A 16014-nucleotide genomic window follows, 5' to 3' on the forward strand; every position below is an offset into this window, starting at 1 on the left:
ACTGAGGGCTCTTATCTCGCTTAACTCGCCGATCAAAAACCGAACACTTCTAGGCATTTATGCTTGGTTAGTCTAACGACACGCGATAAACTGTCAACACAATAGATCACACAAAGTTTACGTTAGATTATTTTTTAATCACATTAATTGCGAGTTTAGAATGGACTTAACCTTTGATCGCCAGCATATATGGCATCCTTACACTTCAACGTTGACACCTCTGACCTGCTACCCCGTGACACATGCAGAAGGCGTTCATCTCTATTTAGAGCAAGGAGATCAACTGGTTGATGGCATGTCTTCCTGGTGGTCAGCGATACACGGTTACAACCACCCTCTGCTCAATCAGGCGGCGCATCAGCAGATCGATAAGATGTCTCATGTGATGTTTGGCGGCATAACCCACCAGCCCGCTATTGATGTGTGTAAAAAACTCCTTTCACTTGCTCCAAGTAATTTGCAGCAAGTATTTCTGGCAGATTCTGGATCTGTTGCTGTGGAAGTCAGCCTAAAAATGGCGTTGCAGTATTGGCACGCCAAGGGCGAAAGCCGCTCAAAATTCCTGACACTACGCCACGGATACCACGGTGACACTTTTGCGGCGATGTCCGTGACCGACCCTGATAACTCTATGCACAGCCTTTATAAAGGCTTTCTTCCTGAGCACATCTTTGCAGATTCACCACAAGGCAACTTTTGGCAAGAGTGGGATGAGTCCGATATTGAAGATTTTCGTCATAAGCTGACTCAACATCATCAGCAGATAGCCGCTGTGATACTTGAACCAATCGTGCAAGGTGCCGGTGGGATGCGTATCTATCACCCAGAATTTTTGCGCCAAGTTCGACAGCTCTGTGATGAATTCAACCTGCTGTTGATATTGGATGAAATCGCGACCGGATTTGGCAGAACGGGGAAATTGTTTGCCTGTGAACACGCAGATGTACAGCCAGACATTCTCTGTGTTGGCAAAGCGTTGACTGGTGGCTATATGACTCTTTCTGCCACTCTGACCACGCAGAAAGTTGCCGATACGGTTTGTGGTGGTGAAGCCGGTTGCTTTATGCATGGCCCAACGTTTATGGGTAACCCGCTCGCTTGCTCTGTAGCTTCAGCCAGCTTAGACATCATTGCCACGGAACAATGGCAAACGCAGGTTAAACAGATTGAGACTTTCTTTGCTGAAGAACTGGTACAGTTTGAGAGTTATTCTGAGGTAAAACAGGTTCGCTATTTAGGCGCTATTGGAGTTATTGAAACCCATAATCCAGTCCAAATGGAGAATATTCAGGCTCTGTTTGTTGAGATGGGGGTATGGATTCGTCCATTCGGCCGCCTGATTTACATTATGCCGCCATACATTAGCCAGCCTGAGCATCTTAATAAATTACTCACAGCAATTAAGTCTGCCCTAAATACACCAGAATGTTTTAATCAATAAAAAACGCCATGGGTTTGAATCCATGGCGTTTAACCAAAGTGTGGTTAAGCAGCAGCAACATTTGAGCTTGCTAGATACACTTCTCCTTCTTTGATAAACACGGACCACGTTTTTAACTGAAATTCTGGTTTTTCGACGCACTCACCGGTTTCAAGCTTAAAGTGCTGCTTGTAAAGAGGAGAAGCCACACAAAGCTCTCCTTTTACATCACCCACAATGCCTCGGCTAATTACGTTTGCCTGTCCAATTGGGTCCCAGTTTTGTACCGCAAAGACTTTCTGCTCCGTATGGGGAACAAAAAACAGCGCGACTTGTTCACCACCAATCAAAGCTCCACACCCTTGCAAAGGCATTAAGTCATCCAGTTTACAAATACGTTCCATCATAATTAAAGCTCCTGAACTACTGGGATACGCTGTTCGCGTATACGTTGATAAGGCAGCGCCATGCTTCCTTCTTGGTGGTTAATAAACGGGCGGAATTTACGCAGTTTCTCTTCCGATTCAACCGTGCTCTTCCATTCACACTGATAAGAATTAATGACATGTGACATCTGCTGCTCTAACTGTTCACACAACTCTAGTGAGTCTTCAATCACGACTTGTTTCAGATAGTCTAATCCGCCCTCTAAATTCTCCAGCCATACTGACGTACGTTGCAGTTTATCTGCGGTGCGCACATAGAACATGAGTACGCGGTCAATCAGTGCAATCAGCTGCTCTTTTGAAAGGTCGGATGCCAGTAAATCGGCGTGACGAGGGCGCATACCACCATTACCACAAACGTAAAGGTTCCAGCCGTTTTCAGTGGCAATCACACCAATGTCTTTGCTTTGTGCTTCAGCACACTCACGAGTACAACCCGACACGGCGAATTTGAGTTTGTGTGGTGAACGTAAACCTTTGTAGCGGTTTTCCAGTTCTATCGCCAAGCCTACCGAGTCATCCACACCATAGCGACACCATGTTGAACCGACGCAAGATTTCACCGTACGTAGAGACTTGCCATAAGCATGCCCTGTTTCAAATCCAGCATTGATCAGCTCACGCCAGATTTCAGGTAACTGTTCCATTTGCGCGCCAAACAGATCGACCCTCTGTCCACCGGTGATCTTGGTGTAAAGGTCATACTTCTTAGCCACTTCCCCCAGCACAATCAGTTTGTCCGGTGTAATTTCTCCACCCGGAACACGGGGCACAATGGAGTAAGAACCATCTTTCTGCATGTTTGCCATGAAAGCATCATTGGTGTCCTGCAAACGACTGAGTTGCGGCTCCATAATATGTTCGTTCCATAGCGAAGCGAAAATTGACGCCGCAGTTGGCTTACATAAATCACAACCTAAACCGTGCCCGTGTTTTTCCAGTAAGGTATCGAAATCTTTAATCTCTTCAACCTGACAGATATGGAACAGCTCTTGACGCGAATATTCAAAGTGTTCACAAACGTGGTTGTTCACTTCCATCCCCATCGCCACCAGCTCTGCATCGAGAACCGATTTCACCATGCTAGAGCAACCACCACAACCAGTACCCGCTTTAGTTACTGCTTTGAGATCATTCAACTCTACCGCACCTGCATGAATGGCTTTAACCAGCGCACCTTTCGTCACGTTATGGCAAGAACAGATCATGGTGTCATCAGAGACTTCACCACTGAGCGAAGAGGTATCAAACAGCAGATAAGCAGGATGTTCCGGCAATACCGTTTTGTTTAAATAAGCTTGCAGCAACGCATCGTAATCAGAGTTATCACCGACAAGAATGGCTCCTAATAGCTGAGTGCCACTTTGGTCAACCACCAGCTTTTTATAACTGCCAGTGCAGGTGTCTTGCAAAACAAGCTCTTGAGCGCCTTCCGTTTGCATTTGCGCGTCACCGATAGATGCCACATCCACACCCAACAGCTTCAGCTTGGTACTCATATCTGCGCCAGTGAAATCGCCGCCCTGCCCCATAATTTGACCAGCAACCGCACGAGCCATTGCATACCCCGGAGCAACCAAGCCAAAGATGCGTTGTTGCCATAATGCACACTCACCAATCGCGTAGATGTTTGCATCGCTGGTTTGGCAACTATCATTAATCACAATACCGCCACGTTCACCCATTTCTAATCCACATTGGCGAGCCAGTGCATCTTGCGGGCGAATACCTGCTGAAAAGACAATCACGTCCACTTCCAAAGGTTCGGCATCTTTAAACACCATTCGGTGTTTCGCTGTTTCACCATCAATAATTTTTTCTGTCGCAGTGGAGGTATGAACGGTTAAGCCGAGCTTTTCGATTTTCTCTTTGAGAATCGTACCCGCACCATCATCCAACTGCACTGGCATTAAGCGAGGTGCGAATTCAATTACATGCGTTTCCACACCCAAAAGGCGCAACGCGTTTGCCGCTTCTAAACCCAGCAACCCACCACCAATCACCGCGCCTGTTTTTGCTTTATCACAAGCATTATGAATCGAAGACAGATCATCCAAAGTTCGATAGACAAAAATACCGTCACGCTCATGGCCCGGCACTGGCGGAACAAACGGGTACGAACCCGTTGCGAGCACAAGCGTGTCGTAACCCAGAACATCATCACCGTCTAAAATAATGCTCTTTTGAACGCGGTTAATTGCCGTCACTTCACTGCCTAATATCAGATTGATGCCGTGTTTTTGATACCACTCTTCACTGCTTAGCATTAAGTCTTCATGGGACTTACCTGAAAACAGAGAAGAGAGTTGTACACGGTCATAGGCGATAAATCGCTCTTCACCAATCACAGTAATACGTTTTTCTAAATGAGCTTGCTGCTCAACCAATTTCGCAACAAGGTGATGTCCAACCATTCCGTTGCCGACAATAACGATATGTTCCATCATGAGACTCTTCCTTAAGCCGTTTTTGCCATAGGAGCAGCGACTTTCTGAGCTGCTTCAGTTTTGGTTTGCTTTTCATACAAAAAGCGCAGTACCGATTGACGATATTTTTGATACGTCGGGTTGTCTGCCAACGCGACTCGGTCACGTGGTCTTGGTAGATCAATTTCAAGCACTTCACCCACTGTGGCGGCAGGGCCATTGGTCATCATGACGATTTTGTCTGACAGCAATACGGCTTCATCCACATCGTGAGTAATCATGATGACAGTGTTATTCAGCTCTGCCTGAATCTTCATTGTTGCGTCTTGCAAACGTGCACGTGTCAAAGCATCCAGCGCGCCAAACGGCTCATCCATCAATAACACTTTCGGTTGCAACGCCAGTGCACGCGCAATACCAACGCGCTGCTTCATACCACCTGAAATTTCATCCGGCTTTTTATCTGCCGCATGATCCATTTGAATCAAATTCAGGTAGTGTTCCACCTGCTCTTTAATCCAACTTTTCGATTTACCTTTGGCGATTTGTTTCACCGCCAGTTCAACGTTTTGATACACGGTCAACCAAGGCAATAAAGAATGGTTCTGGAATACAACGGCACGCTCAGGTCCCGGTCCATCGACCTCGCGACCGTCCAGAATTACACCGCCATCAGTTGGGTTATGCAGCCCTGCGACAAGGTTTAATACGGTGGATTTACCGCAGCCTGAGTGACCGATTAGTGAAATGAACTCGCCTTTTTGAATTTGCAGATCGACGTTTTTCAGTGCCACAAATTCACCTTGTGGCGTCGGGAAACGCATGCCGAGTTGTGATAGATCTAAAAATGCTTTTGACATGAAATTTCTCCTTTAGCGTAGTTCTTGTTGTTTGTTCCAAGACAAGCGTTTTTGCAGCTTGAGCATGCCGCGATCCAGCAGCAGACCGATAAAGCCGATGGCAAACACTGCAACCATAATTCTGCCCAAAGAAGCTGAGCTACCGTTTTGGAATTCATCCCAAACAAATTTTCCTAAGCCTGGATTTTGCGCCAGCATTTCAGCCGCTATCAGAACCATCCACGCAATACCCAGTGATAAACGTAATCCGGTAAAAATCATTGGAATTGCAGAAGGCAGAACAATGGTACGAATATGTGCCCACCAAGAGAGGCGCAATACTTTGCTCACGTTGAGCAGGTCTTTGTCTACGCTGGTTACACCCACCGCAGTATTGATGAGCGTTGGCCACAAGCTACAAAGCGCAACGGTAAAGAGTGAGTTGACGAACGATTTGGCAAACATTGGGTCATCACTGACATAAGTCGCACTCACCACCATGGTGACAATAGGCAACCATGCAAGAGGCGATACGGGTTTGAGCAACTGAATAATCGGGTTAAACGCCTGATACATCCCTTGATTAAGCCCCAACACAATACCAAGCGGAATGGCGATAACCGAAGCCAGCAAAAAGCCTGCGGAAACCGTAATTAAACTGGTACCAATTTGGTCAAAAAAGGTCGGTTTGCCTGTATATGGGCGAATCTTCACTTCTGCATTTGGATTTTTTGCCAGTTTGGCTTGATTGCGTTGTTCTTGCTTCTCAATGAATGCCACTTCCTTCTTTCGTTCCTCAAAATGCTCATCAACCAGATTGCTAAACTGGCTAAAGGTTTCAACAGGCCCCGGTAATGTGCCTAATGAAGTCTCTACCTGTTTGGCGGCCAAATGCCAGAACATAAGAAAAAAGCAGATTCCGAGCATTGGCCACAAGATCATCTTGCTTTGGCTTACAACTTGAGTACGGCTAGGAATCAGTGAAATAACATTGGTCGACATAGCAAACTCCTTAGCTATTTGTCTTTTAGGGTCTGTCGCCCTAGAACTTCCGTGTAAATCTGTTTGCTTGGAGACTCTCGGAGCCTCCAAGCGTTAGGCTTAAACTTTGTCTTTGCCTTTTAAACCAATAGAGAACTTCTCAAGATAAGCATTCGGCTGACGGCCGTCATATACGATGTCGTCAATGAAGTGTTTCTGCGGGGCGCGGAATCCATCCATCTGTTTGAAATCTGGAAAATCCTTCGCCGATAACGTGCCATCTTCAATCAAAGACTGAGCCGCTTGTTGATAGATGTCTGGGCGATACACTTCTTTGGCGATATTCATGTACCAATCATCGGATTGCTGCTCTGGAATTTGTCCCCAACGACGCATCTGAGTGAGGTACCAAATCGCATCGCTGTAGTACGGATAAGTGGCGTTATGACGGAAGAAAACGTTGAAATCAGGTACATCGCGCTTGTCTCCTTTTTCGTACTCAAAGGTACCTGTCATAGAGTTGGCAATGACTTCGGCATCAGCACCCACGTACTGACTTTTCGCCAGCAATTTCACTGCTTCTTGTCGGTTAGCATTGTTGTTCTCATCTAACCAGTACGCGGCACGAATCAGAGCACGCACCACTCGCAGATGGGTATTCGGGTTCTTATCTGCCCATGCTTTAGACACACCGAAAACTTTCTCTGGATTGTTTTTCCAGATCTCATAATCCGTTACTACAGGAACTCCGATACCTTTGAACACAGCCTGTTGGTTCCATGGTTCACCAACGCAATAGCCCTGAATGGTTCCCGCTTCCATGGTGGATGGCATTTGTGGGGGAGGCGTGACACTTAACAACACATCGGCTTTTAGCTGGCCACTGTTATCACCTGTCGCTGGGGCGTAATAACCCGGATTAATACCACCAGCAGCTAACCAATAGCGCAATTCGTAGTTGTGAGTGGAGACAGGAAATACCATCCCCATGTTGAACGACTTACCTTCATCACGATAACTAGAGATAACAGGCTTCAAAGCGTCCGCTTTAATCGGGTGAGCAATTTTCCCGTCACTTTCTTTGGCAAGAAATGGCTTCATTTGCTCCCAAGTGTTATTGGAGACAGTAATCGCATTACCGTTCAAATCCATGCTAAATGCCGTCACCACTTCTGCTTTGGTGCCAATGCCAATAGTTGCACCGAGAGGCTGACCAGCCAGCATATGAGCACCATCCAGTTCACCGTCTATTACTCGGTCTAATAGAACTTTCCAGTTCGCTTGCGCTTCTAACGTAACGTATAAGCCTTCGTCTTCGAAATAGCCTTGCTCGTAGGCAACCGCGAGAGGTGCCATATCTGTCAGCTTGATAAATCCAAATTTAAGATCTTCAATTTCCGGCTCACCAATCTCTGCATAAGCAGTAGCACTGAGCAGTGAAGCTGAAGTTGCAAGTGAAGCGCCGAGCACTAAAGTGCGCATCCATGGCTTGATATATTGCATCGCAATACTCCCTTTCCTTATAACGAACCCAAAAATGAAAAGGCGCTACTGCCCGAATGAGCAGTAGCGCCTTTGCTATTTCTTTCATCACCGCCGTTGATGATGTCAGAACATAAGTTTCACAACTTACACCAAATTTTGTCTAAAAATAGTAATCCAATTTATATGCCAATTTTTATAGTTACTATTTTTCAATCACTTAAAGTACAACTCTTATTTTTATGAGGATTAATCTGCATTTCTAAGTGCAACCTGCACCAAATCAACAATTTCCCTCTACCCCCAAAGTATTAATTGGCACTAATACTATCTAAGGTATGGATCACGTTCTTCGCAACTTGCACCATAGATAAACTGGATTGCATCGCAGAACTTCTTAATACGCGATAAGCGTTCTCTTCATCGATCGCATGCATTCTCATCAGCAATCCTTTGGCTTTTTCAATCCACTTTCTCTCTTCCAATTTTGCCGTCAACAGCTGTATTTCTTGTTGCACCGCAACGCTTTGATCACGAACCTGAATTGAATAATCAATCCAAGGTTTGAGATCAAATGAAGAATCAAAAGGAAGAATAACGAAATCATTAGAGTTAGGTAGTCTATTGATATCATTAGAATTTAGCTGTTTAAGAATGACAAGAAGCGGGGTTTTCTTACTCTTGCAATACTCAACTATCAGGCGTAACTCCGCCGTTGGCTGACGCCAGGAGACCACCACAATTGAGCTGCTTTCACGTCCAACCATCTTCTCCAACTGTACAAGCTGACAAGAGAGTATATGGTCGTAATGCAGCGCCAACTTGGCGCTGATATCTGCTTGGTCACTAATGCTGTCGCTACATACAATGACCGGCTGAGATGCTGTTGAAGGTGACATAACCATTCCCTGTTTGATCGAACCCTGTAATCAATACAGCAAGGAATGTACCAATCTAATTATTTGAAATTTATTTCAATAAAAACAAATAATTAGAATGCATTATTTAAATTAACCACCACTTTATGGGTATATTTAAATAGACAAAACTTAGGTTAATGATTGAGCACATGCGCTTTCCAGAACCTGTACGCAGTTTCATACGCTTTTTCTCTGTCATGGCACTGCGCAAACAGCACCGCTGCCATGGTCGATACCACGGTATTTGCCATCATCTGCTGGTCTTCTTGTGGTGTATTCATCGGACAGTTCGTCACAGTTTCAATTCCTGAAACGTACTGTTCTGGCCAATAAAAAGACTCTACGCCTGAAGGCTGGCTCAGCCAAACTGTCTGGCTCACTTTAGGGTTGTATTCCGATTCCCCAGACACCCCTTTAAATGAGATAACCGCGTGTGACGTTTTACCGATGACATGTTCGACTTCTGCATGCAGCTGTTGGAAACCGGGATGAAAACTGCCGCGAATACCGATTTTGCCTCCACCGGGATTGAGCGCTCGAACAACAGTATTAATGGGGGTTCTTAACCCATAGCGATTTTTCCAACTGATCATTAACTCTGCTTGTGGCGCAAAAGCGTTCAGAGGCAAATAAGCAATGCTTCCTGTCTGCAATAGCAGTTGTGCGTGTTCCGTGTTTGACGCCATAGGAATGCCGAGTACAGGCAGATAGTCTTCAGCATGTTCACGTGAAGCGGGCTTATCGTTATAGCCATGAAGCAGCACTTTAAAACCGTTATCGGCGAGGATTTTTGCCGCCATCAGATGCCAAGGTTTACCAGCGGTTGCACGTTTCCCCGCATAGCATGGCCAGTCGATATCAGCCCCAAGATTAGGAACACGCGATTGGAATGCTTTTACAAAACCAGCGATTTCGTCATTGGTTTCATTTTGAACTCGAATCAGCATTAAAAGCATCGCCATTTGATCATCATCGCACTCGCCATTCAGGTACTCATCCATTACCTGAAATGCTTGATCAAATGTGAGCGGTTTTCGTCCTCGCTCCCCTCGTCCTACTGTTCGAATACACTCTTTTATTATGCTCATGACAACCTCATCGCTTACAAATAAAGCTTATAGATGCGCAGACTCCGCTTGAAAACGTGTCGCTTGTGCGGTTTGAATTAACTGTTCTCTAAGCTTGACCACATCGCCCATAATAATCAATGCTGGACTTAGTCCTTTTAGATCATTTGCTGTTTGTGTGAGCTGATGAAGCTCAAAGGTAACAACCGTTTGATTAACGGAGCAGCCTTGTCCAACCACAGCAACCGGAGTGTCCACCGATAGACCATGCTGAATTAATCCTTCTTGTATCGCACTCGCATTCTCCAGCCCCATATAAAAAACCAGAGTTTGACCGCTAGCCACCAGACCCGCCCATGCAGGAAGAGCGCCAGTGACCACTTGGCCTGTAATCAGTGTAACACTGCGAGAGACTTGTCTATGCGTCAAAGGGATCAGAGCGCTTGAAGAGCAACCGATAGCCGCAGTAATCCCCGGAATCACTTGATAAGCGATATTGTGCTTAACCAATTCCAGTGCTTCTTCCCCCCCTCGGCCGAAAATGAACGGATCGCCGCCTTTTAAACGTACAACTTGCAGTCCTTTTTGGGCAAACTCCACCAGCAAGCGGTTGGTTTCCTCCTGTTTAAGGCTTGGCAATCCACACCGTTTACCTACGTAGACCATTTCTGCATCGGGATTAACAAGGTCGAGTATCTCGCGTCCAACTAAGCGGTCATACACTACAACATCCGCGGTTTGAATGACTTTCAATGCTTTCACCGTCAATAAATCAGGGTCGTTTGGTCCTGCACCAACCAGATAGACAAAACCTTGTTTTCCATTCGAAGGACTGCGGCGCGACAAATTAGGTGTATCACAGTAATAGCGCTCATGAACCGTGAAGCTTTCTCGTGTTTGAGCAGTCGTGTTTGATCTCATTTTCATAGCAAATTCCTTATGCCTTGCTCACAGCAATCGTCTGATAGCTTTTTAGAATTTTGTTGACTTCCGGCAGGCATGAACCGCAATTCGAACCACATTTCAGTTTGGATTGAAGTTGATTTAACGATACACACCCGTCCTCTTCTATGGCGGTTTGAATCTGCTTATCAGTCACTCTAAAACAGCTGCATACCAGCTGACTTTGCGCCTTTTCTCCCGCAATCGAGATAATAGAGCTCAAGCTTAGTGGCTTGCCGATTAAGGCTGTGATTGCCGTGTAATCTTGCTCCAGCGGTTGTGGAGAAATGAGCAATACACCCGTAACCGTCATCTGCTGTTGATTGCCAGTTTGACGGCCTATCACCATCATCCAGCCTTGTGGCAGATCCCAACGGAAAAGCTTTTCTCCTTGGCCGACAGAAAACATCGATTTATCCAATTTAGTAAGGTTGGCAAAACGTGTGACAGCAGCATTGTCATCCAGTTGATAGCTACTGTAATCGCAACTGGGTAAATCTCTCTCCTGCCCAACATAGATGCCATAGCTTTGCATCTGCACAGCAGCAATATGCACGTTTGAAGATTTGAATGCAGGCTGACCTGAAATAGGATCGACCACACTTGAAACCGTTCGGTTAACTTGAGACTGTCCGCCATAACGCCCCGCCCAATGCATCGACATAAATAGCTGTTTACCGCTGAGCCCGTCATCAAATTTCACCTTGGCAAAAATACACGAATCGGATTCATCTGAGATGCCGCGTATCGCAGCGCAATAACCTTCTTGCAGTCCTATGGTTTCTGCGCTGAGTTTGTTGACGTAAATTGTTGGCTCAACTTCTCCTGCAGCGAGTTTTGCGATATGACCTGTTCGCGTCATGGTATGCCACTGATCACGCAATCTACCGGTGTTGAGCCACCAGCCATTCATCACCGTCGAAGGTGCGGTTACCGCAACAAATTGAGCTTTACCCGAAGGGGTAGAAAACACGCCATCACGGTAAGGCGCTTCGCTATCTAGTGGCCACTGCGTCGGTTGCCAGTTCGCATACTCTTCATCGCTTATAGAAGCGAATTTAGAGAGATCGAACAGATGATTTGAATTAGTGTTGATGGCGCTGAGACCCGCGAACTCACGAAAAACAGCCGCTTCACTGTCGAACTCAAATCCAGATTCACAGTTCAACTTTGAGCAAAGCTTTTTCCCTACTTGAGTCACCGCCCACCAATCAGGTTTTGCTTCTCCCGGTGCGGGTAGAAACGCGCGCTGACGAGACATACGACGCTCAGAGTTCGTCACCATCCCCTGTTTTTCGCCCCAACCTGCGGCTGGTAATACAAGGTCAGCGTACTCTGCCACATCACTTTGTTCGGTAATGTCAGACACCACCACAAAATCACAACCTTTCAATGCTCGGCGAACTTGGTCGCTATTCGGTAACGAAACAACGGGGTTGGTTGCCATAATCCACAGCACCTTGATTTTCCCCGCTTCGACAGCTTCAAACAGATCAACAGCCTTGAGGCCGGGTTTCGCGGCAATCGATGGTGATTGCCAATACTCTTTGACTAAACGTACCGATTCAGTGTCAAAACCACGATGCACGGCGAGCTGGTTTGCTAGCCCACCGACTTCTCTACCACCCATCGCATTCGGTTGTCCGGTAAGAGAGAATGGCCCACATCCTTGTTTGCCGATTTTTCCGCTGGCAAGGTGTGCATTGATAATCGCGTTACCTTTATCGACACCAGATTCAGACTGATTGATACCCTGACAAAACAGAGTCAGTACTTTTGCTTTATGGCTAAACCAGCGATAGAAAGTCGTCACTTCATTAAGGGTTAAGTTTAAAGCTCGAGCCACATTTTCTAACCGGTATTGCTCCGACTTCACTTCTTCTACCTGCTCAGAAAAGCCTTCTGTTGAAGCATCAATGAAACCTTCATCCAGCGCATTCTGGTCTATCAGAAAACGGAGCAAACCGTTGTACAGCGAGACGTCACCATCATTTTCGATTGCAAGGTGCAAGTCTGCCTGTTCAGCGGTAACCGTATTTCTTGGGTCAATGACCACCAGTTTCAAATCAGGATTGTTTTCACGAGCTTGTTGAATTTGCCTAAACAGTACTGGATGAGTCCATGCGGTATTGGCACCAATCAAAACAAGTAAATCAGCATGAGCAATGTCTTCGTAATTTACCGGAACGACATCTTCTCCAAAAGCACGCACATGTGCCGCCACAGCAGAGGACATGCAAAGACGTGAATTGGTATCTATGTTTGCGCTACCGACATAGCCCTTCATTAGCTTGTTCGCCACGTAGTAATCTTCAGTCAGTATTTGCCCTGAAACATACATAGCCACAGAGTCTGGACCGTGCATCTGTATTGCTTGATGGATTCTTTGCGCTATCTCATCAGTCGCCTGATCCCAAGAAATCTCTTTTCCTTGCATCTTGGGATAAAGGAGACGGGAGGGCATTGCTAAGCTCTCTTTTAATGCTGAGCCTTTGACACATAGTGCGCCCAGATTGGCAGGATGCTGCTTATCACCCACTATTGATTCTTTATTTGCCACCACACCACAGCCGACACCGCAGTATGGGCATGTCGTTTGAATTTTTTTTACTGCCATCATCACTTCCCTGCTCTTATAACAAATAAAAATATGACAAATAAAAAGACGCCTTACTTCTCTGGGAAGTAAGGCGTCTTTGCCTATAACGGTTAACTTGGGCAAGTTAACTTTAATCAGATTTGCATAGGCTTGTTATAGCAATACGAATGCCAATACAAATATCTATATAAATCATAACGTTAACAAATTGAAGTTCGCTATCCACGCACTAACAGTGTGCAAGCCTGCGCCAAACAGTAACGAACACACTAACCCCAAAGAAGTATCTCTTGCCGATAATCTATTGGGAATAATTTTTGTTATTCAAAGCTTCTATCGCTAACGAATCTGTAATCGAGTTATGATCTTGCCCTTCACTCAATACAAAGTTAACGCTTCTACCCACTAACTCCTTCTTACCAGGTGTCACAACTTGTTGAGTAATAGGAGAATAACCATCACGTACTACCGTTAAATCAACAACGCTGTATGCTTGCCCCGGAGTTGAAATAGCTACTTCCATTAATCCACTACTATTGTCTAGAACCACAACACTAGGGCGATCAACCTTAACTCTGTAGTTAGAATAATTTGGGTGGTACAACCCAACATCTAACTCTCCAGGTTCAAAGAACACTGCACCGACAATATCTTTTTCAACGTCTGCAACCGCCTGTATACTGCTTGAGTTTTGCAAGATTAGAACAGGCAAATTTCGTCGATATTCGTGAACTTCATGTACGGTACTGTTGGGTAAAATAACATACTGATAATAGCTATTTGTTGGTTTAACACCGTGATACGTAAATAACGTAAACACCCCTTTCTCTATGATATTTTGTGAAGCAAGAGGTTGAATGTCTGACCACCTTCCACTTTGTTGATTCATCAATACCATTCTAGGCAACTGGTCTAAGAAAACGTATCCTACGCCGTCATGATGAATCCAGTTCGATAGATTTATATTATGATATGGTTCCCCTGAATGATTGAGGTAAGCATAGCCATATTGATTTCCTAAAGTAACTTCACCATCCAGTAAGGTTTGGTTCAGTGTTGTGGTGACGGGTACATCGTCATGAGTAGAGCTAATACCAGCGCCTAGCGCAACAACTTGTTTACCAAAACTAAACCACGATTTCTTCGCTTTCGTTGTCCCTCCAACATATTTACCACCTACAATCACCTGACCATTAGGCTGGTAAAATTCTTCCATAGCAACGAACTCTCTTGGTATTACTACCTCCATAACCATTGTACTTATACCAAAGCGTCCATTACCTGTTCCTCCAACAAAAGAAGAATTCTGTAAGGCATCAGATAAAGAATAACCTGTCGGCACATATTTAGGAGCAGTTACACCTGGAACTTTAGTCCAATCGAACAACGGTAAAATGTCTCGGTATTCATCTCCAGATAACGTAAGAAAAGCACTTCCTAATCTAGCCCAAAACCCTGGTTGATATTGTTCTTCGTGACTTAGAATTGAAACCGTTCGGTCTGACTTCATTCCCACTCTAAATAAGTAGCCATCCGTTGCTGTTTCTGTATAGTCATCTTCCCAGAAATGTAGGAAACGACTCTCTCCTGATGGCCTATCATAATAAAGATGAGATCGGTAGTCCTGTACTTCCTTTAAACGTGTTGGATTAAGATCAACGACTTTATTCAAAGTAGCTAAAGTCGGAATGGTAGATTTAGAAATAGGTTCGTCATTATATGAAAAGCTCTCGTTTAACTGATTTACACGATCGAACCAGCGGATACCATTTAGTAACATGCTAGTTAAGTTATTAATGGCAATATCACTAAACTTCCAGGTTAAGTCTTTTACGCTGTATGCCCAACTCAAAGCTACGTTGAAATACTCTATAGTGGACTTTCCACTATCAAACTGTTTATTAAGTACAGTTGACCAATCCGCTTCCGTTCCTTCCACAACTAGCGCTTCAATAGCTCGTTCAATAGCTTTAAGTCCATTCCCAACTAAAAGAGCATCATTGAGCAAAAGACCGCGATAGATAATGTTCATAGCGTGGTCGAGAACTGGTAAGCCTACTTCCGACGTATTAACTGAAGTTGGAAGCAGCTGAATCACTTCCAACCTTAAGTCTTCACGTAAACCATCACCTAATAAGAAGGCAACTTGCGCCAATGCGTGGAACTCTCCGTATTCGCTCCACCACCCAGCCATAATCGGTTTCGTGATTAACCAGAAGTTTAAGGCCTTGTTTGCAAGTAGTTCATACTCTTGATTGTTAGTTTTACGAAATGCAGCAGCAATAGTCTGCAACCTTTCTAAGTGATGTTCTGCCGACAATCGATAGCTCGTTGTCCCATCATATTCTATATCCAACCATCTACCATCTGCTTGCAAACCATAAATCAGCTCTGATGCTAAAACGTCTAAGCTCTTAGACTGATCGAAGGCACTATCTTCTTCTGCTGTAACAAGCTCATCCGAGATTATAGTCAACAATGTGCCTATATCTGCAACAATCGGAGTTTGAACTGGTTGCGCTTCAGCATTATTGAAAGGAAGATTCTGTGTCGTTGCTTCAATGACCGTTCCCGATTTTTCTGGTTCTAAAGCTAGCGCAGTCTCGTTTGGCTGGCTATTCCCTGTAATTTCTGTTTCAGGCACACCGTCAGATGGAGTACCTTCACCCGCTCCTTGATCGGGACTTAAAAGTTGCTCTGGCGCCTGAGGATTACTCTCCGGAACCTGAGCCGTGCCTTGAGTATCGGTTCCCGTCGTGACTGCATCTAGTGCTGGCGCAGTCTCGTTTGGCTGGCTATTCCCTGTAATTCCTGTTTCAGGCACACCGTCAGATGGAGTACCTTCACCCGCTCCTTGATCGGGACTTAAGACTTGCTCTGGCGCCAGAGGAT

11 protein-coding genes are annotated in these 16014 nt (G+C 45.3%); 1 reads left to right on the forward strand and 10 read right to left on the reverse strand.

Going from position 1 to position 16014, the window contains the following annotated elements:
- Nucleotides 1–160 precede the first annotated feature (160 nt).
- The gene (gene bioA / locus HKI82_RS08180; RefSeq protein ID WP_171137713.1) at nucleotides 161–1441 is read left to right on the forward strand and encodes an adenosylmethionine--8-amino-7-oxononanoate transaminase; all 1281 of its coding nucleotides are present in this window, start codon (nucleotides 161–163) and stop codon (nucleotides 1439–1441) included.
- A 44-nt stretch (nucleotides 1442–1485) separates the two neighbouring features.
- On the opposite strand, the gene nirD is transcribed toward bioA, so the two are convergent.
- The 10 genes from nirD to HKI82_RS08230 form a co-directional block, all read right to left on the reverse strand.
- Nucleotides 1486–1827 (reverse strand): nitrite reductase small subunit NirD, encoded by a 342-nt coding sequence (gene nirD, locus HKI82_RS08185; protein ID WP_102941627.1) that lies wholly within the window; start codon nucleotides 1825–1827, stop codon nucleotides 1486–1488.
- 2 nt (nucleotides 1828–1829) lie between these two features.
- Entirely contained in the window at nucleotides 1830–4310 is a 2481-nt protein-coding gene (nirB, locus tag HKI82_RS08190) for a nitrite reductase large subunit NirB (RefSeq protein WP_171137730.1), read from the reverse strand.
- 14 nt (nucleotides 4311–4324) lie between these two features.
- Nucleotides 4325–5152: an ABC transporter ATP-binding protein gene (locus HKI82_RS08195; RefSeq protein ID WP_102941625.1), complete on the reverse strand. Its 828-nt coding sequence runs from the start codon at nucleotides 5150–5152 to the stop codon at nucleotides 4325–4327.
- A 12-nt stretch (nucleotides 5153–5164) separates the two neighbouring features.
- On the reverse strand, nucleotides 5165–6133 hold the full coding sequence (locus tag HKI82_RS08200) for an ABC transporter permease (RefSeq protein ID WP_171137714.1): 969 nt from the start codon (nucleotides 6131–6133) through the stop codon (nucleotides 5165–5167).
- Nucleotides 6134–6232: 99 nt separating this feature from the next.
- Nucleotides 6233–7615, reverse strand: coding sequence for a CmpA/NrtA family ABC transporter substrate-binding protein (locus tag HKI82_RS08205; RefSeq protein ID WP_171137715.1), 1383 nt, complete (start codon nucleotides 7613–7615; stop codon nucleotides 6233–6235).
- 290 nt (nucleotides 7616–7905) lie between these two features.
- On the reverse strand, nucleotides 7906–8493 hold the full coding sequence (locus HKI82_RS08210; protein ID WP_171137716.1) for an ANTAR domain-containing response regulator: 588 nt from the start codon (nucleotides 8491–8493) through the stop codon (nucleotides 7906–7908).
- Between the two features lie 155 nt (nucleotides 8494–8648).
- Nucleotides 8649–9602, reverse strand: coding sequence for a glycosyl transferase family protein (locus HKI82_RS08215; protein ID WP_171137717.1), 954 nt, complete (start codon nucleotides 9600–9602; stop codon nucleotides 8649–8651).
- A 27-nt stretch (nucleotides 9603–9629) separates the two neighbouring features.
- On the reverse strand, nucleotides 9630–10502 hold the full coding sequence (gene cobA / locus HKI82_RS08220) for a uroporphyrinogen-III C-methyltransferase (protein WP_390632432.1): 873 nt from the start codon (nucleotides 10500–10502) through the stop codon (nucleotides 9630–9632).
- 16 nt (nucleotides 10503–10518) lie between these two features.
- Nucleotides 10519–13140 (reverse strand): nitrate reductase, encoded by a 2622-nt coding sequence (locus HKI82_RS08225; protein ID WP_171137719.1) that lies wholly within the window; start codon nucleotides 13138–13140, stop codon nucleotides 10519–10521.
- Between the two features lie 283 nt (nucleotides 13141–13423).
- The coding region (locus HKI82_RS08230; protein WP_171137720.1) for a polysaccharide lyase family 8 super-sandwich domain-containing protein at nucleotides 13424–16014 on the reverse strand (2591 nt) is incomplete at its 5' end.

Source organism: Vibrio plantisponsor, assembly GCF_013041605.1.
Taxonomy (GTDB): domain Bacteria; phylum Pseudomonadota; class Gammaproteobacteria; order Enterobacterales; family Vibrionaceae; genus Vibrio; species Vibrio plantisponsor.

Bases quoted from the DNA above. Each gene is read 5' to 3' on its own strand.
- HKI82_RS08210 (WP_171137716.1), bottom strand. From the start codon at position 8,493: ATGTCACCTTCAACAGCATCTCAGCCGGTCATTGTATGTAGCGACAGC.
- bioA (WP_171137713.1), top strand. From the start codon at position 161: ATGGACTTAACCTTTGATCGCCAGCATATATGGCATCCTTACACTTCA.
- HKI82_RS08225 (WP_171137719.1), bottom strand. From the start codon at position 13,140: ATGGCAGTAAAAAAAATTCAAACGACATGCCCATACTGCGGTGTCGGC.
- nirD (WP_102941627.1), bottom strand. From the start codon at position 1,827: ATGATGGAACGTATTTGTAAACTGGATGACTTAATGCCTTTGCAAGGG.
- HKI82_RS08205 (WP_171137715.1), bottom strand. From the start codon at position 7,615: ATGCAATATATCAAGCCATGGATGCGCACTTTAGTGCTCGGCGCTTCA.
- nirB (WP_171137730.1), bottom strand. From the start codon at position 4,310: ATGGAACATATCGTTATTGTCGGCAACGGAATGGTTGGACATCACCTT.
- HKI82_RS08200 (WP_171137714.1), bottom strand. From the start codon at position 6,133: ATGTCGACCAATGTTATTTCACTGATTCCTAGCCGTACTCAAGTTGTA.
- cobA (WP_390632432.1), bottom strand. From the start codon at position 10,502: ATGAGATCAAACACGACTGCTCAAACACGAGAAAGCTTCACGGTTCAT.
- HKI82_RS08215 (WP_171137717.1), bottom strand. From the start codon at position 9,602: ATGAGCATAATAAAAGAGTGTATTCGAACAGTAGGACGAGGGGAGCGA.
- HKI82_RS08195 (WP_102941625.1), bottom strand. From the start codon at position 5,152: ATGTCAAAAGCATTTTTAGATCTATCACAACTCGGCATGCGTTTCCCG.